Consider the following 18,296-nt stretch of genomic DNA (forward strand, 5'->3'; position numbering starts at 1 on the left):
GGAAGGTCGCCAGAAAGTATGGGGTCTTCGCGCGCAACTCGCGGGATCGCGGCGATGAGGGGCTGTCGATTGCTTAATCCATACCGTATGGTATTTTACATACCGCCTAGTTCGTACCGATCGGTATATCGATTGTGCGATACCGCGACGATCCGGACATCCAGCCAGTACCAGTCAGTTAAGGAGCATCGGGCATGGCCGCCATCAGCGAGGACACCGACGAGAGGACGAACAAGGGGATGAACGAGGATCTGCTCACCATCACCGACCTCCACAAGCACTTCGGCTCCGGTGCGCGCACCGTGCGCGCCAACGACTCCATCTCGATGAACGTGGCCTCCGGCCAGGTCGTCGGACTGCTCGGACACAACGGGGCGGGCAAGAGCACGCTGGTCAACCAGGTGGTGGGCCTGCTGCGCCCCACATCCGGGACCATCAGACTCGACGGCTTCGATGCGGTCGCCCGGCCCGCCGCGGCCAGGCGCGCCGCGAGCGTCCAGGCCCAGGCCAACATCCCCATCACCGGGCTGACGCCGCAGCGCGCCATCGAACTCGTCGGGCGCGTCCGCGGGGCCGACCGGCGTCGTGTCCGCCGGCGGGCGGAGCAACTCATCGATGCCCTCGACATCGGCCAGTGGGCCCGCACCCCGGCGCAGAAGATCTCCGGCGGGATAGCCAGGCTGACCGCCTTCGCCATGTGCGCCGTCGTCCCGGGTCGGCTCGTCATCCTCGACGAGCCGACCAATGACGTCGATCCCGTGCGCCGCCGCCTGCTGTGGGACCAGATCCGCGCACTCGCCGACGACGGCGCCGCCGTCCTCCTGGTCACCCACAACGTGCGCGAGGCGGAGCGGGCGGTCGACCGGCTCGTCATCCTCGATCGCGGTCGCGTCATCGCCCGGGGAGCGCCCGATGATCTCATCGCCGCGCGCCCGCACCCCGTCGTCCTGGAGCTCACGGCCCCTCCCGGCACCGTCCTCAGCCCGCCTCCCGGACTGGCCGTCGAACGCTCCGAAGGCGCTCGCACCGTCGTCGGAGTGCCCGCCGAGCAGTCGACCGAGGCCATCGCCTGGGCCTCCCGGCTGCGTGAGGACGGCGTCGTGGAGCGCTACAGCCTCGAGCCGGTCTCGCTGGAGGACGTCTACGTCGACCTCACCGCCCACGGCTCCCGGGGCTGATGAACCCGGCGACAGTCCCGATACCCAGACAGCCCCGACACCCCCGACTGTGCCTGATCATGAAGGAGAAGAAGCACGCATGACCGCTGCGATCACGACCGCCCCAACCACTCCAGCCGGGCTGTGGCGTCAGACCGGCCTGCTCATTCAGTGGCAGCTGCGCCGCTCCCTGCCCGTGATGCCGTTGCTCATGGTGATCCAGGCGCTCCTGTCCGTCTCCACGATTCTCGGGTACGGGCTCATCGCTGGCGACCCGGGGCCGGAGGCGAGTCTTTACCTGGCGACCGGTGCGCCCGCCATCTCCCTGGTGGTCCTCGGCCTGGCCATGACTCCCCAGTGGGTCTCCCAGTCCCGCACCGAGGGGAGTCTGGACTGGATGCGCACGCTCCCCGTGCCGCGGATCGCCTTCCTGCTGGCGGACCTCACCCTGTGGACGCTCCTGGCGCTGCCCGGCCTGGTTCTCGGGGTGGTGGTCGGCGCCGCCCGCTTCGACATCTCTCTGAGTCCCGCCTGGTGGCTCCTGCCCGGGGCTGTCCTGGTGGCCCTGACAGCCGCCTGCATCGGGTACGCCATCGCCAACCTCCTGGCGCCTCCCCTGGCGCAGATCATGTCGCAGGTGCTCATCTTCGTCATCATGCTCTTCTCGCCCTTCTCCTACCCGGCCTCCCAGTTGCCCGGCTGGGCCCGGACCGTGCACGAGTGGCTGCCCTTCGAGCCCATGGCCCAGGTCGTGCGCGCGGGTCTGTGCTCGCAGGACGCGTCCATGACGGCTCGCGACTGGATCGTACTGGGAGTCTGGGGCGCGGTGGCGATGGCGGGCGCCTCCTGGGCCCTGGGGCGCCGCGCCTGAGAATCAGCGGGGCGGGGTGCGCCCCCGTCTAGGATGGAGGCCATGGCACGCCAGGATCCCCCGCGCGACTCGGACGACGACGCCCTCGCCGAGGTCCACACGGCTGCGCGCGCCCTCAACGACGCCATCAATTCGCTGACCCGCTCGGTCGTCGAGAGTTCCGCGCGCACCGGTCAGGACGCCGTCGCCGGTTCCATGCGCAAGGCCGCCCGCTCCCTGAGCACGGCGGCCGAGCGTCTGGGCGGGAGCACTGCCAAGGGCGGCAACTCCCGCGGACGGTCCGAGGCCACCCGTCAGCGGTTGCTCGAGGCGGCCGGGCGCGTCTTCGCCGCCAAGGGCTATGAGGGCGCCTCCGTCAGCGATATCGCGGCGGCCGCCGGTTTCACCAAGGGCGCCTTCTACGCCTCCTTCTCCTCCAAGGAGGAGGTCTTCCTCGAGGTGGCGCGCTTGCGCTGCGGCGCCGAGGAGGACGGCGGGTCCCAGGGCTCCGACTGGCAGTACGACCTGGCGGACGTCCCCATTGAGGACGTTCTTCTTCAGCTCGAGTTCTGCCTGTACGCGGTGCGTCATGAGGGCTCGGACTCCCGCGGGGTGCTGGTGGACAGCTGGCACCGCTCCTTCGAGGCGGTGGCCGCTCAGGTGGCCCGTCACAAGGGGCGCGACGCCGCCGCGGAGGAGGACGTCGAGACCGCCTTCGCCATGGTGTCCGTGGGACTCCTGGGGTCGATCATCGGTGCGGCGACGAGCCCGGAGGAGACGAACCCGATGGTTCAGGGCACCTGGGCGCGCCTGCTCGGCCCGCAGCACGACTCTCCCGAGCCCTGAGTCCGCGGGCCGTCCCAGCCCGGGACTGGACGGTGGGCCGCGGGCGCGGGGAGGATGGCGCCATGAGTCAGTCGCAGGGGCGGGGACAGTCACGGGATCAGTCGCAGGGCCGGCCGGCCACCTCCTCCGGCATGCGTCGGGTCCTGGTCACCGGAGCCTCCACCGGCATCGGCGAAGCCACGGTTCGCCTGTTGCGCGCCCGCGGGTGGGATGTGGTCGCCACTGCGCGCCGCGGTGAACGTCTGAGGGCCCTCGCGGCTGAGACCGGCTGCACCTGGGCGGCTGCCGATCTTCAGCGCCCCGAGGATGTCGAGCGTCTCGCCGATGAGGCGCTCGCCGCCGGAGGCGTGGATGCGGTGGTCAATAATGCCGGCGGAGCGCTCGGCGCTGATCCGGTCGCCGATGGCAGTCCCCAGGAGTGGCTGACCATGTATGAGCGCAATGTCCTGGCGGCGCTGCGCGTCACCCAGGCCTTCCTGCCCGGCTTGCGCGAGCGAGGCGGCGACGTCGTCTTCCTGACCTCGACCGCGGCCCACGACACCTATCCCGGCGGGGCCGGCTATGTGGCCGCCAAGCACGGCGAGCGGATCATTGCGAACACCCTGCGTCTGGAGTTGGTCGGGGAGCCGGTGCGCGTCATCGAGATAGCGCCGGGAATGGTCGCCACCAGCGAGTTCTCCCTGAATCGCTTCCACGGTGACCGGGCGCGAGCCGATGCCGTCTACGCCGGGGTGGACGCCCCGCTGAGCGCCGAGGACGTAGCCGAGTGCATCGCCTGGGCTCTGGAGCGCCCCGCCCACGTCAACATCGATTCCATGGTGGTGCGGCCGCGGGCTCAGGCCTCCAACACGGTGATCGCGCGCGGTTGAGGGGGCAGCGCCCCGGCCAGGAAGCCGATCAGGCGCGCCTGCGCGTCGTCGTCGGCGGTGCCTCTGGCGCGCACCGGGTCGTAGAGGCCGATGAGCGTCCCCGCCCGAGTGCTCCTGGTCCGCGCCTGCCCCGCCAGTGCCGCGCCCGCGTCCCCGCCCCGGGCATCCCGCAGTCGGGCCGACACCCACCACAGGCAGGGCGGGTCCGATGGCGCCCGCCGGCTCAGCTCCTCGGGCAGCGGCAGCAGGGCCTCCGGCCCGAGTCCCGCGTAGAGCGCGTCCGTCCCCTCGGCCAGGCCGCGCAGCAGTCGGACGGCGAGGTTCCAGCGGCGGCGGGCGCTCGAGTGCTCGCCGCCTGCGCGCATTGCGGACCTCGGGCTGAGTGGGCCGGCGTCGAGGACCAGGTCCGTGAGCAGCAGGCCGGACCCCGGGGCGTGGCGGACGCTCAGGACCATCGGCCCGCAGCCGCCGCGACTCCAGCCCATCCGCACCACCCGGCGCCCACAGCCCGCCATTCGCGCCGCCGCCTGCTGCGGTGCGCCGCGCACAACCTCCTCCACGGGCTCGTCCGCGCTGCCCGTCCCGGGACCCTGAGCCTGCCCCCACCGGTCCAGGTATGAGCCGTGCGGCAATGAGGCGAGGTGTCTGGTGAAGGTGCAGCCGCTCGCGGTCATCACCTCCGCCGCCCGGCTCATGAGCGCGCCCGGCCCGACGTCCGCAGGCGCGGCGGTGGTGATGATGAGCAGCTCGCCTGTGGGCGTCCTCATACCGGTTCGCCGTCCTTTGCGGTGCCCGCGGTCGCTTTTGGGCGGGGGCTGCTGCATCTGGTGCGAGGCGAGGGGCTGAGGGGGATGCCTGGTGCGCGGAGCGGGACGGTACACACCGAAAAAGTATGACGTGCCTCTCTTTGCTTGGCTCGGGGTTTCTACGGTCTACTTATATGCACAAGTGCGCAGGTGTACGACTCGCCCATCCCGCCCGATCCCAGGGGAAGCCATGTCCTTCAAAGACGCCGTCGTCTATCAGATCTATCCGCGCTCCTTCCGCGACTCCACGGGCGACGGCGTCGGCGACCTGCGCGGAATCGTCGAGAAGGTCCCCTACATCGCATCCCTCGGCGTCGCCTACGTCTGGCTCAACCCCTTCTTCCCCTCGCCGGGCAAGGACAACGGCTATGACGTGTCCGACTACTGCGCCATCGACCCGGACATGGGCACCCTGGAGGACTTCGACGACCTCGTCTCCGCCCTGGAGGCCCACGGGGTCGGCGTCATGCTCGACATGGTCCTCAATCACACCTCGACCGAGCACGAGTGGTTCCAGCGGGCACTGGCCGGGGAGCAGCGCTACCGCGACTACTTCTACATCCGTCCTCCCAAGGCGGACGGCTCCCTGCCCACCAACTGGGTCTCCAAGTTCGGCGGGTCGGCCTGGGCGCCCTTCGGGCCCGTTGATGAGGACGGGCGCCCGCTCTCGGGCGAGTACTACCTCCACCTCTTCGACCCCGGTCAGGCCGACCTCGACTGGCACAACCCCGAGGTGCGCGCCCGCGCCGCCGAGGTCGTCAACTTCTGGCGCGCCCGGGGCGTGCAGGCGTTCCGCTTCGACGTCGTCAACCTCATCGGCAAGACCGAGCCGCTCCAGGATGCCCCGGTCGGGGTCGATGACCGGCCCACCTACACCGATGGCCCGCTCGTCCACACCTACCTGCGCGAGCTCAACGAGGCCAGCTTCGGCCAGGACCCCGACTCGGTGACGGTGGGGGAGATGTCCTCGACCAGCATCGGCGCGTGCGTGGAGTACACGCGTCCGGAGAACCATGAGCTGTCCATGGTCTTCAACTTCCACCACCTCAAGGTCGACTACGCCGACGGGCGCAAGTGGACGCTCATGGAGCCCGACATCCTCGCCCTCAAGCGCCTGCTCAACGACTGGTCCCTCGGGCTTCAGGCCGGCGGCGGCTGGAACGCCCTGTTCTGGAACAACCACGACCAGCCCCGCGCCCTCGACCGCTTCGGCGACGCCGACCGATTCCGCTACGAGTCCGCCACCATGCTCGCCGCCGCCATCCACCTCATGCGCGGAACCCCCTACGTCTACATGGGCGAGGAGATCGGCATGAGCGACCCCGGCTACACGACCATCGACGACTACGTCGATGTCGAGGCGCGCAATGCCTTCGCCGAGCTCGTCGACGCCGGGCACGACGAGGAGGAGGCGTTCCGGATCGTCCACTCCAAGGCGCGCGACAACTCCCGCACCCCCATGCAGTGGGATTCCAGCGCCGGCTCCGGGTTCACCGATGGCACCCCCTGGCTGCAGCCCACCAACCAGGCCGAGGTCAACGTCGCCCACGAGGAGACGGCTGGACGCATCCTGCCCTTCTACAAGCGGCTCATCTCCCTGCGCAAGAGCACCCCGGTGATCTCCGAGGGCGACTACGAGCCCTACGCGCCCGACCACCCGGACGTCCTGGCCTACATCCGTCGGCACGAGGGCCGCCGTCTGCTGGTGATCTGCAGCTTCCGCGGGCACGAGACCGAGATCGATGTGCCCGAGGACTTCCTGGACGGCGAGGTGTTCGTCTCCAACTACCCGGCGCGGCCGCTGCGTCCGCGTCTGAGCCTGAGCCCTTACGAGACGCTGGCCCTGCTCGTCTGAGCCCAGTCGCCCATTCAAGCGGTTCGGTCACTCGCTCAGCGGCGAGGCGACGATCCCCTCGCCAGATCTTCTGACGACCCACAGGCCGTATCCAACTCCATTCCTGATCCATTCCTGACAACATCCACCTTCCGACAACCGCCTCTTGTCCGCCCCGGAGTACCGCACACCGCTTGCGCGGCTTCTCCCCGACCCTGCTGCCAGCACAACGCTCCGAAAGGAACCCCTCATGTCCCAACCGGCAACAGATCGCGAGGTCCCGATCGCCTCCCCGGTGACGGGGAAGGTCATCGACCTGGCCGACGTCCCCGACCCCGTCTTCTCCTCCAAGGCAGTCGGCGACGGTCTCGGTGTCGAACCCGACGACGGAGCCATCGTCTCCCCGGTCGATGCAGAGGTCACCATGGTGGCCGGCACCGGGCACGCCATCGGGTTCAAGGCCGACTCCGGCCTGGAGGTCCTCGTCCATCTGGGCGTGGACACCGTGGAGCTGGAGGGCAAGCCCTTCAATCTCACCGTGAGCGTGGGCGACACCGTCAAGGCCGGGGACAAGCTCGGGACCATGGACCTGGAGGCCATCCGCGCCGCGGAGAAGGCCACCACCGCCATCGTGGTCCTGACCAACACCATCACCCACCTGGAGTCCCTGTCCGTGGACACCGGTCAGGCCGAGGCCGGTGCCACCGTCGCCACCGCCACGCTCAAGGGCGAGGACGACGATGCTTCCGCCGCCGGCGCCGGGGCCTCAGCGGTCGCGGAGGCCTCGGGTGACGGCGAGCGCACCGACGGGCTGACCGGCTTCGACGCCACCGCCGCCGACATCATCAAGAACATCGGCGGCCCCGACAACGTCCGCTCGGTGCTCCACTGCATCACCCGCGTGCGCTTCTACCTCAAGGACGAGTCGATCGCCGACGACGCCGCCGTTGCCGGCACCGAGGGCGTCATCGACGTGGCCAAGGCCGGCGGCCAGTACCAGGTCGTCATCGGCCCCGAGGTCGAGGACGTCTACGAGGCCGTCGTCAAGCAGCTGCCCGGCACCTCTAAGGGCGATGCGGAGGGCGAGGTCGAGGAGGTCGAGAGGCCCACCACGCTCATAGGATGGGTCAAGTTCGGCTTCTCCTCGCTCATCGGCGTCATCACCGGATCCATGATCCCGATCGTCGGGATGCTGGCCGCCTCCGGAATCCTCAAGGGGCTGCTGGCCCTGCTCGTCCAGTTCAAGGTGGTGGCCGAGGCCTCGGACACCTACCAGATCATCGACGCCATGAGCTCGTCGATGTTCTACTTCCTGCCGATCATCGTCGGCTTCACCGCCGCTCGGCGCCTGGGGTCGAACCCCATCGTCGTGGCCATTGTCGGCGGCGTGCTGTGCTACCCCTCCATCGTGGCCCTGTCCAACCCCGACCATATCGTCAAGGTCACTCAGGACGACGGCTCTGTGCAGTACACCGAGACCTACCACGTCATCGCACAGTTCGGGCAGACCGTCTTCAACGCCGACTTCTTCGGGATCCCGGTCACCCTGCCGCAGGGCAACGCCTACGCGTCCTCGATCTTCCCCATCATCGTAGGCGCTTGGCTGGCCGCCAAGATCGAGCCCTGGCTCAAGAAGGTCCTGCCCGCGGTCATCCGCCCCATCTTCGGCCCGCTCATTGAGATCTTCGTGGTCTCCGCCCTCATCCTGCTGGTCTTCGGCCCTGCGGTCATGTTCGTCTCGGGTGGCATCGCCTCGCTCATCAACGCGATTCTGGACTTCAACTACCCGATCGCGGGCTTGGTGATCGGCGGCTTCTACCAGTGCCTGGTCATCTTCGGCCTGCACTGGGCGGTCATCCCGCTCATCTCCTCCGAGCTGGCCTCGACCGGGAACTCGTACCTGAACGCCATCGTCTCGGCCACCATGATCGCCCAGGGCGGCGGCGCCCTGGCCGTGTGGATCAAGATCAAGAAAGCCCGTATCAAGAGCATGGCGGGCCCCGCCACCGTCTCCGCCTTCTGCGGCATCACCGAGCCCGCCATGTACGGTCTCAACCTCAAGTACGGCCGCATCTTCATCACGGCTTCGCTCGGCGGCGCCGTGGGCGGGCTGCTCACCGGTCTGTTCAATGTCAACATGTACGGGTTCACCGGCGCCTTCGTGGGCTTCCCCTCCTTCGTCAACCCCGACGGCATCGACTCGGGCTTCACCGGATACTGGATCGCCTCTGTTGCGGCCCTGGCGGTCTCCTTCGCCTGCACCTACTTCTTCGGTTTCAAGGAGGAGGACTTCGAGCAGGGCAGAACCGTCAAGAAGGTCCGGCTGGGCAAGCGCGAGCCCGCCGGTGCGTGACTCCGGGAGGGGGCCGGTCGGACGGTAGGCGGCTCCCTCCCGCGCCCTCGTGCTCCTTCGGCCACTGCGGCCGGGGGAGCACGAGGGCGTCTGCGCCTCCCGGGCCCCGCGATCGCTCAGCGCTGGGCCGGCAGGCGCTGGGCGGTGGAGATGAAGCTGAAGGTCCGGGGCGCGTGATGGGAGCGGGTGTACTCGAAGGGGACCCCCGCCGAGTCGAAGGAGAAGGACTCGACAACGCCGACGCAGTTCTGCCCGCCCAGGTCCAGGTGGCGCAGGTCGTCGTCGTCGGCCGGCTCGATGGTGGCCAGGCGGGAGGAGGAGACGATGCTCACGTCGAGCTCGTTCTCCAGGTAGGCGTAGATGGAGGACTCGGCCGCGTCCCGCGGTATCCGGGGGACGACCTCGGCGAGGAACATGTTGTGATCGACGATGGCGGGACGCCCGTCGAGGAGCCGCAGTCGCGTCAGGGAGAGCGCGCTCGCCCCCTCGGGCAGGCCGGACCGTTCCGCCAGGCCCGAATCGACGGTCACCGTGCGGGAGTCCAGCAGCCTGGTGCGCACCTCAATGCCCAGGCGCCGGCCAGCCTCGGCCAATGACTCGACGCCGGCCAGCAGGAAGTGGGACGCCCGGTACTGACGGAAGATGACCTGGATGCCCCGGCCCTGCATCGCCTGGACGTACCCCTGGCTCGCCAGGTACTGGAGCGCCTTGCGCACCGTGTTGCGCGAGATCCCGAATTCGTCCGCCAGGGAGTTCTCCGAGGGGAGGAATGACAGGAAGGGGTACGTGCCCCGTTCGATCCCCGTGCGCAGTGCGGAGTAGATCTCCTCGTACTTCGCCACGTGCCTCGCTCTCTCCCGCCCGGATTCTCACCGAGCGACCAGTTGTCGGACGACCGGTAGGTCGTTGGGGCTCAACCTTATCCTCTGAGGCGCTCAGGACGGGAGTGCTGACCGATGGCGGCCCGATAGCGCCTGGCGACGAGCTCCGCGATCGCGGGATGATCGCCCAGGGGAGCGGAGACCACATCGGCGTCGGCGCTGTGCAAAGCGCGGGAGAAGCGCCCCTCCGCCAGGAGATAGGCGGCGACCGCGATGCTCCTGACGCCCCCGGCGCGCCAACGACGGATGGCCTCGCGCACGCCCGGCCGGGCCGCCGACAGGTAGGCCGGGCGCACCGGGACGCCGAGCAGCCGGGCCAGCTCCCGGGCAGCGGTTTCCACCTCGGCCACCGGCCCGCGGCGACGCGAACCGGCCGCGGCCAACACCACGCCGTCGAGCTCCGTCAGATCCGCGCCCTCGCGCGCCAGTGCCTCCCGGAGGCGCTGCGCCGCTGCCTCCACGACGATGGGCTCCGGCCCCAGATGGGCGGTGATCGTCCCGGAGCCGTGCTCGCTCATGAGGCGCGGCAGATCGTGCTCGACGTGGTATCCCCCGCCCAGGAAGAAGGGCACGACGACGGGGTCGGCGTCTCCCGCCAGCGCCTCCGCCGCGCTCGGCCTCTGGAACTCCACCCAGCCATGGCGTACCTCCGTCCCGGGGAGCAGCTCGCCGACCCGCCCGGCCGTGCGCTCCAGCAGCGGCACGGCGCTGGAACGACGGGTGCCGTGGGCGACCAGGACGAGGGTGCGGGGCGCCGCCGTGGTGGAGGCGGGACCCGGAATCCGTGCGAGCACTTCGACGGCCATGGGGTCAGGCCGCCGGTGCCACGATGGAGCCCTCCAGGTCCTCCAGCGGTTCCGGCCTGCACGGGGACGGCTCCGCCGCCGCCGTCGAGGTCGGCCGGGGCGCACCGCGCCCCGAGGATCCCGAGAGCCCTGCGCGTCCTGAGCGTCCCGAGGTTGCGACCAGCAGCGCCCATACGGGCACGAACGCCAGGAGGGCGATGGCGATGAGCGGTCCCGGGGCGTGCAGAGCGGACAGGACCGTGCGCGCATTGGTCAGCACGATGAGCCCGCCGACCGCGCTGCCGAGGATCCGCCCCGGCAGCCTCGACACCAGCCAGGCCGCGATCGGGGCCGCGACAAGACCGCCGGCCAGCAGTGCTCCCACGACCACGGGGCTGATTCCGGCCGTGCCCAGCCCTGCGAGGAATCCCGCCGAGGCGGCCAGGGCGACCATGAACTCGGAGGTGTCCACGCTGCCGATGACGGTGCGCGGTGCGGTGCGGCCGCGTGCCAGCAGCGTCGTGGTCGCCACCGGGCCCCAGCCGCCACCGCCGGTCGCGTCCACGAAACCGCCGACCAGACCCAGCAGGGCGAGGAACCGGACCGAGTGCGGACTGCGCCGGACGGTGGAGCCGGCCGGAGGGCGCACCGCGAAGCGGACCAGGACGTACAGCCCCAGTGCCAGCAGGAGGCTCGAGGCCATGGGCGCGGCCGCCTCGGTGCTCAGATGCGACAGGACCACCGCGCCCAGGAGCGCGCCCGCCGCTCCCGGGAGGCCCAGGCGCGCCACGAGTCGCCAGTCGGTGTTGCCCAGCCGGTGGTGGGCCGTGCCCGAGATGAGTGTCGTGCCGATCTCGGACAGGTGGACGCTCGCGCTCGCCAGGGCGGGGCCGATCCCGACCAGCAGGAGCAGCGAGGAGGAGGTGACGCCGTAGCCCATGCCGAGGGCGCCATCGACGAGCTGGGAGGCCAGGCCCACAAGGGCCAGGACGAGGAGCTTTCTCACGGGCTGATCCGATCTGTCTGTGCGGGTGCGGTGGGAGCGGGCGGTCATTCCCCGGGCACGAGCCGGTGCCTCCAGGCGGGGCTGACCGTGACGACGTCGCCGAGGACGATGACCGCCGGGGCTCTGACCCCGACGGACTCGGCGACGTCGGGCAGACATCGCAGGCGTGTCGTCGTCACCCGCTGATCGGGCTGGTACCCGCGCTCGACGACGGCCGCCGGGGTCTCGGAATCGGCCCCGCGGTCGGTGAGGATGGCGGTGGAGCGGCGCAGGTGGTGCACGCCCATGAGCAGGACCAGGGTGTGGTCGCGGCGCACCGGGACGGTGGCGATCAGATCCTCGTGGGCCGAGACGACCGAGAAGCCGCGGGCGAGCCCGCGATGCGTGAGCGGGATCCCGGCCGCCGCGGGCACGGCCACCGCTGAGGTCACCCCGGGGACGACCTCGACTCTCACGCCGGCTGCACGGCAGGCCCGCGCCTCCTCGCCGCCGCGGCCGAGCACGTAGGGGTCGCCGCCTTTGAGGCGCACCACCCGCTGCCCGGCTTCGGCCCGCGCTACCAGGAGGGCATCGATCCCGTCCTGGGGGACCAGGTGGTTGCCGGGCCGCTTGGAGGCGTCGATCACCTCGGTGCCCGGGCTCAGGTCGTCCAGCAGGCCCCGCGGCGCCAGGCGGTCGGCGACGACGACGTCGGCGCGGGAGAGCAGCTCCATCCCGCGCACCGTGATGAGACCGGGCTCGCCCGGGCCCCCGCCCACGAGCGCGACCCAGCCTCCCGGCTCATCATCGAGGATGCCCTCCCGGGCGGCCGAGGCGCTCATATTCCTGTCCGGACGCCCGCGTTGTGCTGCTCGGGATCCTCAGGGCCCTTGAGGGGAACGGGAATTCCGGGAGTTTCGAGGGCCTTGGGATCGCGGACCATGCCGGCCCCCAGGGTCCAGCCGTCCTGCGGATCGATGAGCAGGAAGGCGCCGTCGGCGCGTGACGTGGCGTAGTCGGCGGCGGGAAGCGGCTCGGCCAGCCGCAGGCGGAGGCGTCCGATGTCGTTCAGGGCGAGCTCGTCCGCGGGCGAGATCGCCAGGTCGTCCAGCTCCAGGACGCCCTCGATACCCGCCACGAGTGCCCGGACCGTGCGGGCGCCGTGCTTGACCAGGACCCGATCGCGCACGTGCAGGGGGCGCTCGGACAGCCAGGCAACGTGCGCCTCGACCTCGCGCACGAGCGGCGGGAAGCCGTGGCCCGCCGCGATGAGATCGCCGCGGGCGATGTCGATGTCGTCGGCCAGTTCCAGGGACACCGATTGCCCGGCCCGCGCCGCGGGGACGGGCTGCGCTCCCAGGTTGATGCCGGTCACCGTGGTCCGCCTGCCCGAGGGCAGGACGACGACGTCATCGCCGAGTTCCACCGCGCCGGCGCTGATCCGCCCGGCGTAGCCGCGGTAATCGGTCAGCCCCTCGGCGGCGGCGCTCTGCGGGCGGATGACCAGTTGAACGGGCAGGCGCAGGGCGCGATCGGCCTGAGTCGAGTCCGCGGGCATGGACTCCAGCAGCTCCAGGAGGGCGGGACCGTTGTAGAAGGGGGTGCGCCCCGAGCGCTCCACGACGTTGTCCCCTGCAAGCGCGGAGGTGGGCAGGACGTGCGCATCCGCGACCCCGAGCGCCGCAGCGACCCGTTCGATCTGCTCGGCCGTGCGCGCGTAGACCTCGGCGGAGAAATCGACCAGATCGATCTTGTTGACCGCGACCACAACATGGGGGACCTTCAGGAGCGCCGCCACCGCCAGATGGCGCCGGGTCTGCTCCACCACCCCGTGGCGGGCATCCACCAGCAGCACGACGGCGTCGGCCGTGGAGGCGCCGGTGACCGTGTTGCGCGTGTACTGCACGTGCCCGGGGCAGTCGGCCAGGATGAAGGAGCGCTGCGGGGTGGCGAAGTAGCGGTAGGCGACGTCGATGGTGATGCCCTGCTCGCGCTCGGCCCGCAGGCCGTCGGTGAGCAGCGCCAGGTCCGCGCCGGTCAGGCCCCGCTCCAGGCTGACCTGCTCGACGGCGGCCAGCTGATCGCGCAGAACGGCCTTGGAGTCGAACAGGAGACGGCCCACGAGGGTGGACTTGCCGTCATCGACGCTGCCGGCCGTGGCCAGGCGCAGCAGCGAGCCGGTGGTGGTCATCAGAAGTACCCCTCCTTCTTGCGGTCCTCCATGGCGGCCTCGCTCAGGCGGTCGTCGGCGCGCGTGGCGCCCCGCTCGGTCAGGACGGAGGCCGCTACCTCGACGGCGATCTCGTGATTCGTGGCGGCGGCGGACTCCACCGCCCCGGTGCAGGACATGTCGCCCACGGTGCGGTACCGCACGGTCAGCGTGCGCACCTCCTCGTCGTCGCGCGGCCGGGTCACCGCACTGACCGGCAGCCACATGCCGTCGCGGGAGAAGACCTCCCGCTCGTGGGCGTAGTACAGGCTCGGCAGGACGATGTCCTCGCGCTCGATGTAGCGCCACACGTCCAGCTCGGTCCAGTTCGACAGCGGGAAGACGCGTACATGCTCGCCCGGGGCGTGCCGGGGGTTGAACAGGTCCCACAGCTCGGGGCGCTGATTGCGCGGGTCCCACTGCCCGAACTCGTCGCGCAGCGAGACGATCCGCTCCTTGGCGCGCGCCTTGTCCTCATCGCGCCTCCCGCCGCCGAAGACCCCGTCGAAGCCCCCGGCCTCGATGGCGTCGAGCAGGGGCAGGGTCTGCAGGGGATTACGCGTGCCGTCGGCGCGTTCGCGCAGGCGCCCGTCGTCGATGTAGTCCTGGACGCCGGCGACGACCAGGCGCACTCCGAGGCGCTCGGCGGTGGCGTCCCGGTAGGCCAGTACCTCGGGGAAGTTGTGGCCGGTGTCCACGTGCAGCAGGGGGAAGGGGACGGGCGCCGGCCAGAAGGCCTTGGCGGCCAGGTGCAGCATGACCACCGAGTCCTTGCCTCCGGAGAAGAGCAGCACGGGGCGACGGCACTCGGCGACGATCTCCCGGATCACGGCGATGCCCTCGGCCTCCAGAGCGTCGAGCTGGTCGAGGGGACGGATGCCCGGGCTCGCGCCGTCCCGGATGTCGTTCCGGGTGTCGTCCCGGATGGCGGGTGAGGACCCTGCGACGGTCGGGGCGCTCATAGGTGGATCCCGCATTCGGTCTTGGTGAAGCCGGCCCAGCGCCCCGAGCGGGGGTCCTCGCCGGGGGCCACGCGGGCGGTGCAGGGCGCGCAGCCGATCGAGGGGTACCCGTCGGCCAGCAGCGGGTTGATGATGACGTCGTGCTCGGCGGCGTAGGCCAGCAGCTCCTCGAAGGTCCAGGCCGCCAACGGATTGATCTTGACGATCCGGTGCGTCTGGTCGAAGGTGACCAGCGGAGTGGCGGTGCGGGTGAGCGCATCCTCGCGGCGGACCCCGGTGGCCCAGACCTCGTACCCGGCCAGCGCGCGGGCCAGGGGCTCGACCTTGCGCAGGCGGCAGCACGCGCCCGGATCGCGTGCGTACAGGCGCGGCCCGAAGCGCTCGTCCTGCTCGGCCACGCTCAGCTCGGGAGTCACGTCGACGACGGTGACGTCCATGGTGGCGGCCACCGCGTCGCGGGTGCCCACGGTCTCCGTGAAGTGGTACCCGGTGTCCAGGAAGAGGACGTCGACGCCGGGCAGGACCCGGGAGACCACGTGCGGCAGGACGGCGTCGGCCATGGAGCAGGCCACCGCGAGCGTGCCCGGGAAGGTGCGGGCCGCCCAGGCGATGACCTCGGCGGCGGGGGCGTCGTCGCCGAGCTCGGCGACGCCCGCGGCGGCCAGGGCGCGCAGCTCGTCCTCGTCGCGCCTGGGGGCATCGGCCGGGCGCGGGGCGTTGGCGCCCCGGGCGGTGGCGCGCCCGAAGCGGTTGCGGGCGGCCCCGGCCGGCCCGGCGGGGTCGGCGCGATTCGGGGCAAGGGGGCTGATGACGGTCATTGGAGGGCCTCCTGATCGGCTCGATGAACCCATTGGGCGAAGCTCTCCTCGTCATCCCGCTGGGTGAGGTAGCGGCGCACGAGGCGCTCGATGTAATCGGTCAGGCCGGCGGCGGGCACCTTGAGCCCGCGCACCGTGCGCCCGATCTCGGCCTCGGGCCGGCCCTCGCGAGCCAGGGATCCGCCCAGGTGGACCTGGAAGCCCGGCACGCGCTCGCCGTCGACCGTGATGATCTGGCCCTTGAGGCCGACATCGGCGGTCTGAATGCGCGCGCAGGAGTTGGGGCAGCCGTTGATGTTGACGGTCAGCGGGCGCTCCAGGTCGGTGTCGGCCAGGCGCTCGTCGAGCTCGGCCGCCACCCGCGCGGCCAGAGCCTTGGTCTCCACGATTGCGAACTTGCAGAACTCCAGGCCGGTGCACGCCAGCATCGAGCGGGTCAGGGGGCCGGGGTCGGGCTCGATGCCCAGAGCCCTCAATCCGGCGACGGCATCCTCGATCCTGTCCCCGGGCACGTCCAGCAGCAGGATGTTCTGCAGGGGAGTGGTGCGCACCCGGTCCGATCCCATCGATTCCGCTAGGTCGGCCAGGCCCAGCATGATGTCCCCAGACAGGCGCCCCACCGGGGGCTTTCCGCCGATCCAGTAGGCGCCGTCCCGCTGCAGGTGCACGCCCAGGTGGTCGGCCTCGCCGCGGGGCGGGCGCGGGGCCGGCCCATCGGCGAGGCGGAAGCCGAGGTACTCCTCCTCCAGGACCTCGCGGAAGCGCTCGGGACCCCATTCGGCCATGAGGAACTTCAGTCGCGCCTTGTTGCGCAGGCGCCGGTAGCCGTAGTCGCGGAAGATGCGGACCACGCCCCACCACACGTCGCCGACCTGGTCGGGGCGTACGAAGGCCCCCAGGCGCCTGCCCAGGAACGGCGCCGTGGACAGGGCGCCGGCGATCCACAGGTCGTAGCCGGGGCCGAGCTCGGGGTGGTCGACGCCGACATAGGAGATGTCGTTGATCTCGTGGAGGACGTCGAGAGTAGGGGAGCCGGTGAAGGCCGTCTTGAACTTGCGCGGCAGATTGGCGATCTCCGGGTCGCCCAGGTAGGCGTCGTGGATCGCCCGGGCCGCCTCGGAGGGGTCGATGACCTCCTCCGGCTCGATGCCGGCCACCGGTGAGACCAGGAAGCCCCGAGGGGTGTCCCCGCAGGCCTCGACGGTGGTCAGTCCGACGTCGTCCAGACGCCGCCACAGCTCGGGGATGTTCTCGATCTCGAGCCAGTGCAGCTGGAGGTTCTGACGGTCGGTGATGTCCAGAGTGCCGCGGGCGAACTCGTTGGAGGCGGTGCCGATGACCCGCATCTGGCCCACCGACAGCGTCTGCCCGTCCATGCGGATGCGCTGCATGAAGTAGTGGTCCTCCAGCTCGGTGACGTCGAGCTGGGCGGTTCTGCCGCCGTCGATGCCCTGCTTGCGCTGGGTGTACAGCCCCCACCATCGGAAACGGCCGTGCAGATCGGTGGGGTCGATGGAGCCGAAGCCGCCCGCGGCGTAGTCGGCGATGATGCGCTCGCGGGCGCCCAGCGGATTCCCGTCCTGCTTGAGGGCCTCATTGTCGTTGAGCGGCTCGCGGCCATCGACGAGCCACTGGCCGTTGGAGCGGCCCCGGCGCGGCGGGCGGACGTCGCGCCGGGCTCCGGGGGCGGCATCCGGGACGGAGCGGCGGGCCGTGATGGGGCGCTCGCGCGCAGGCCGGGTGCGGGTGGTGGTGCTCATGTCCTTCTCCGAGAAAAGCGGGATCGATGAGCGTCCGGTGGCGGTTCTCGCCGCGGTCCATGGCGGTGGCCGTCATGGCTCCACCTCTCGCACGCGCCTGTGCGGCCCCGGACGCCTCGTTGCGCCGGATCCGTGTGCGGTCGTGCCGTTGCGGTCAGGCGCCTGTCAGGCCTGACAACACATGACTCGTCCGTGGGCACGCTGCTGCGTCGCGGGGCCGATCCTCTCCGGGATGCCCCTGGCGGCGGTACGGCGTGCTGCGGTCATGCCACTGACGCTAGTGAGGGCGACGCGTGGCTCTACAGGTAGGGAACCTCGCAAGATGACGCTGTGTCATTGGGATGAACCACGAAAATCCCGAAGAATCTCATCCTGCGGAATCGGGGTGGTCTCCAGAGCGGAACCCGACAGTGCGCCGTGCGGCCTGTGTCACGCCGGAGAGGGGAGAGGGGTGAGGAGCGACGAAGAGGGCCGGCGCAGCGCCGTGAGGCTGAGGATGGGGCGCCGGAGGTCGCCGTCACCACGGTGGGCCACTTGCTTGTGCCGTGAGGCTGAGGATGGGGTGCCGTCGAGGTCGTGCGGTCCTACCTGGGACGCGCCGGAACGTGAACGTACCTTCGTCACGTGAACGTACTTTTCTCCCATTCCACTGAGCTTTAGCCCCAGTGGAATGGGAGAAAAGTACGTTCACATCGCAAAAGTACGTTCACGCTGGGGCTTTGCGCTGTTGTCCGCGTTTGGCTGGGCCGGCCTCGCCGCCGGCGGCCGGCTCGACATGGTTTCCCGAGCCTCCCGAGCCTCCCGAGCCTCCCGAGCCTCCCGAGCCTCCCGAGCCTCCCGAGCCTCCCGAGTCGGGCGGATCCGGTGGGCTCCGAGGCGAGCCGCGGTTCGTGGCTGCGATCGGACGCTGCGCAGCGCGTCGTGTGTCATGTGTCAGCGCTGCCTCAACGGTGCCTCAGGGTGTGTCGAGGATGACGCCGCCGACCGGGGCTCGCGGCTGGTCCGGGCCGCCCGGGTCTGATTACACTCCCTGGCATCCAGGCGCTGACCCGGCCGGAACGTCGTCTGCACTGTGCGCACGACGAGTCCGGGCATCACCGGCGAGCCTCCCGGAAGAACAGGTGCCTGCCGACCAGTCGACATCATCGGCCTCAATCAGCCGATCGGCCCGGGTCGGCATG

15 protein-coding genes are annotated in these 18,296 nt (G+C 70.6%); 6 read left to right on the forward strand and 9 right to left on the reverse strand.

Translation table 11 applies throughout. The annotated features are described in order from the left end of the window. Positions 1 to 194: 194 nt before the first annotated feature. From W5W_RS0107325 to W5W_RS0107340, 4 genes are all read left to right on the forward strand, one after another. Positions 195 to 1,178 carry an ABC transporter ATP-binding protein gene (locus tag W5W_RS0107325; RefSeq protein ID WP_017194922.1) on the forward strand — a complete coding sequence of 328 codons (984 nt, stop codon included), beginning with the start codon at positions 195 to 197 and terminating at the stop codon, positions 1,176 to 1,178. 79 nt (positions 1,179 to 1,257) lie between these two features. Then, positions 1,258 to 2,028: an ABC transporter permease gene (locus W5W_RS0107330; protein WP_017194923.1), complete on the forward strand. Its 771-nt coding sequence runs from the start codon at positions 1,258 to 1,260 to the stop codon at positions 2,026 to 2,028. 42 nt (positions 2,029 to 2,070) lie between these two features. Beyond that, the gene (locus W5W_RS0107335; protein WP_017194924.1) at positions 2,071 to 2,853 is read left to right on the forward strand and encodes a TetR/AcrR family transcriptional regulator; all 783 of its coding nucleotides are present in this window, start codon (positions 2,071 to 2,073) and stop codon (positions 2,851 to 2,853) included. A gap of 131 nt (positions 2,854 to 2,984) precedes the next feature. Continuing rightward, positions 2,985 to 3,722: an SDR family NAD(P)-dependent oxidoreductase gene (locus W5W_RS0107340; RefSeq protein WP_238533311.1), complete on the forward strand. Its 738-nt coding sequence runs from the start codon at positions 2,985 to 2,987 to the stop codon at positions 3,720 to 3,722. Here the strand turns inward: W5W_RS0107340 and W5W_RS0107345 are convergent. Next, positions 3,689 to 4,489: a hypothetical protein gene (locus W5W_RS0107345; protein WP_017194926.1), complete on the reverse strand. Its 801-nt coding sequence runs from the start codon at positions 4,487 to 4,489 to the stop codon at positions 3,689 to 3,691. The genes W5W_RS0107340 and W5W_RS0107345 overlap by 34 nt on opposite strands. Positions 4,490 to 4,718: 229 nt before the next feature. Between W5W_RS0107345 and W5W_RS0107350 the strand changes: the two genes are divergently transcribed. Both W5W_RS0107350 and W5W_RS0107355 read left to right on the forward strand, forming a co-directional pair. Further along, on the forward strand, positions 4,719 to 6,383 hold the full coding sequence (locus tag W5W_RS0107350) for an alpha,alpha-phosphotrehalase (protein ID WP_008733521.1): 1,665 nt from the start codon (positions 4,719 to 4,721) through the stop codon (positions 6,381 to 6,383). Between the two features lie 229 nt (positions 6,384 to 6,612). Beyond that, positions 6,613 to 8,715 carry a PTS sugar transporter subunit IIABC gene (locus W5W_RS0107355; protein WP_017194927.1) on the forward strand — a complete coding sequence of 701 codons (2,103 nt, stop codon included), beginning with the start codon at positions 6,613 to 6,615 and terminating at the stop codon, positions 8,713 to 8,715. 116 nt (positions 8,716 to 8,831) lie between these two features. On the opposite strand, the gene W5W_RS0107360 is transcribed toward W5W_RS0107355, so the two are convergent. The 8 genes from W5W_RS0107360 to W5W_RS0107395 form a co-directional block, all read right to left on the reverse strand. Continuing rightward, complete coding sequence (locus W5W_RS0107360; RefSeq protein WP_017194928.1) at positions 8,832 to 9,557, reverse strand: UTRA domain-containing protein; 726 nt, start codon at positions 9,555 to 9,557, stop codon at positions 8,832 to 8,834. A 77-nt stretch (positions 9,558 to 9,634) separates the two neighbouring features. Beyond that, on the reverse strand, positions 9,635 to 10,402 hold the full coding sequence (locus tag W5W_RS0107365; RefSeq protein ID WP_008733531.1) for a sirohydrochlorin chelatase: 768 nt from the start codon (positions 10,400 to 10,402) through the stop codon (positions 9,635 to 9,637). A 4-nt stretch (positions 10,403 to 10,406) separates the two neighbouring features. Beyond that, the gene (locus W5W_RS14790) at positions 10,407 to 11,387 is read right to left on the reverse strand and encodes a sulfite exporter TauE/SafE family protein (RefSeq protein WP_238533279.1); all 981 of its coding nucleotides are present in this window, start codon (positions 11,385 to 11,387) and stop codon (positions 10,407 to 10,409) included. A gap of 44 nt (positions 11,388 to 11,431) precedes the next feature. Continuing rightward, positions 11,432 to 12,208: a uroporphyrinogen-III C-methyltransferase gene (gene cobA, locus W5W_RS0107375; RefSeq protein ID WP_017194930.1), complete on the reverse strand. Its 777-nt coding sequence runs from the start codon at positions 12,206 to 12,208 to the stop codon at positions 11,432 to 11,434. Beyond that, positions 12,205 to 13,557 carry a sulfate adenylyltransferase subunit 1 gene (locus W5W_RS0107380; protein WP_017194931.1) on the reverse strand — a complete coding sequence of 451 codons (1,353 nt, stop codon included), beginning with the start codon at positions 13,555 to 13,557 and terminating at the stop codon, positions 12,205 to 12,207. The genes cobA and W5W_RS0107380 overlap by 4 nt, the downstream gene beginning before the upstream one ends. Then, a complete protein-coding gene (gene cysD / locus W5W_RS0107385; RefSeq protein WP_017194932.1) occupies positions 13,557 to 14,537 on the reverse strand; it encodes a sulfate adenylyltransferase subunit CysD in 981 nt (326 codons plus the stop codon). Before cysD ends, W5W_RS0107380 begins: the two co-directional genes overlap by 1 nt. Next, positions 14,534 to 15,355, reverse strand: coding sequence for a phosphoadenylyl-sulfate reductase (locus W5W_RS0107390; RefSeq protein ID WP_017194933.1), 822 nt, complete (start codon positions 15,353 to 15,355; stop codon positions 14,534 to 14,536). Before W5W_RS0107390 ends, cysD begins: the two co-directional genes overlap by 4 nt. Next, on the reverse strand, positions 15,352 to 17,115 hold the full coding sequence (locus tag W5W_RS0107395; protein WP_008734283.1) for a nitrite/sulfite reductase: 1,764 nt from the start codon (positions 17,113 to 17,115) through the stop codon (positions 15,352 to 15,354). Before W5W_RS0107395 ends, W5W_RS0107390 begins: the two co-directional genes overlap by 4 nt. Between the last annotated feature and the right edge of the window lie 1,181 nt (positions 17,116 to 18,296).

This window comes from Actinomyces massiliensis 4401292 (genome assembly GCF_000269805.1).
Taxonomy (GTDB): domain Bacteria; phylum Actinomycetota; class Actinomycetes; order Actinomycetales; family Actinomycetaceae; genus Actinomyces; species Actinomyces massiliensis.

What these genes read in the sequence shown, in the direction of transcription:
- W5W_RS0107325 (WP_017194922.1), top strand. Translation starts at nt 195, where the DNA reads ATGGCCGCCATCAGCGAGGACACCGACGAGAGGACGAACAAGGGGATG.
- W5W_RS0107330 (WP_017194923.1), top strand. Translation starts at nt 1,258, where the DNA reads ATGACCGCTGCGATCACGACCGCCCCAACCACTCCAGCCGGGCTGTGG.
- W5W_RS0107335 (WP_017194924.1), top strand. Translation starts at nt 2,071, where the DNA reads ATGGCACGCCAGGATCCCCCGCGCGACTCGGACGACGACGCCCTCGCC.
- W5W_RS0107340 (WP_238533311.1), top strand. Translation starts at nt 2,985, where the DNA reads ATGCGTCGGGTCCTGGTCACCGGAGCCTCCACCGGCATCGGCGAAGCC.
- W5W_RS0107345 (WP_017194926.1), bottom strand. Translation starts at nt 4,489, where the DNA reads ATGAGGACGCCCACAGGCGAGCTGCTCATCATCACCACCGCCGCGCCT.
- W5W_RS0107350 (WP_008733521.1), top strand. Translation starts at nt 4,719, where the DNA reads ATGTCCTTCAAAGACGCCGTCGTCTATCAGATCTATCCGCGCTCCTTC.
- W5W_RS0107355 (WP_017194927.1), top strand. Translation starts at nt 6,613, where the DNA reads ATGTCCCAACCGGCAACAGATCGCGAGGTCCCGATCGCCTCCCCGGTG.
- W5W_RS0107365 (WP_008733531.1), bottom strand. Translation starts at nt 10,402, where the DNA reads ATGGCCGTCGAAGTGCTCGCACGGATTCCGGGTCCCGCCTCCACCACG.
- cobA (WP_017194930.1), bottom strand. Translation starts at nt 12,208, where the DNA reads ATGAGCGCCTCGGCCGCCCGGGAGGGCATCCTCGATGATGAGCCGGGA.
- W5W_RS0107380 (WP_017194931.1), bottom strand. Translation starts at nt 13,557, where the DNA reads ATGACCACCACCGGCTCGCTGCTGCGCCTGGCCACGGCCGGCAGCGTC.
- cysD (WP_017194932.1), bottom strand. Translation starts at nt 14,537, where the DNA reads ATGAGCGCCCCGACCGTCGCAGGGTCCTCACCCGCCATCCGGGACGAC.
- W5W_RS0107390 (WP_017194933.1), bottom strand. Translation starts at nt 15,355, where the DNA reads ATGACCGTCATCAGCCCCCTTGCCCCGAATCGCGCCGACCCCGCCGGG.
- W5W_RS0107395 (WP_008734283.1), bottom strand. Translation starts at nt 17,115, where the DNA reads ATGAGCACCACCACCCGCACCCGGCCTGCGCGCGAGCGCCCCATCACG.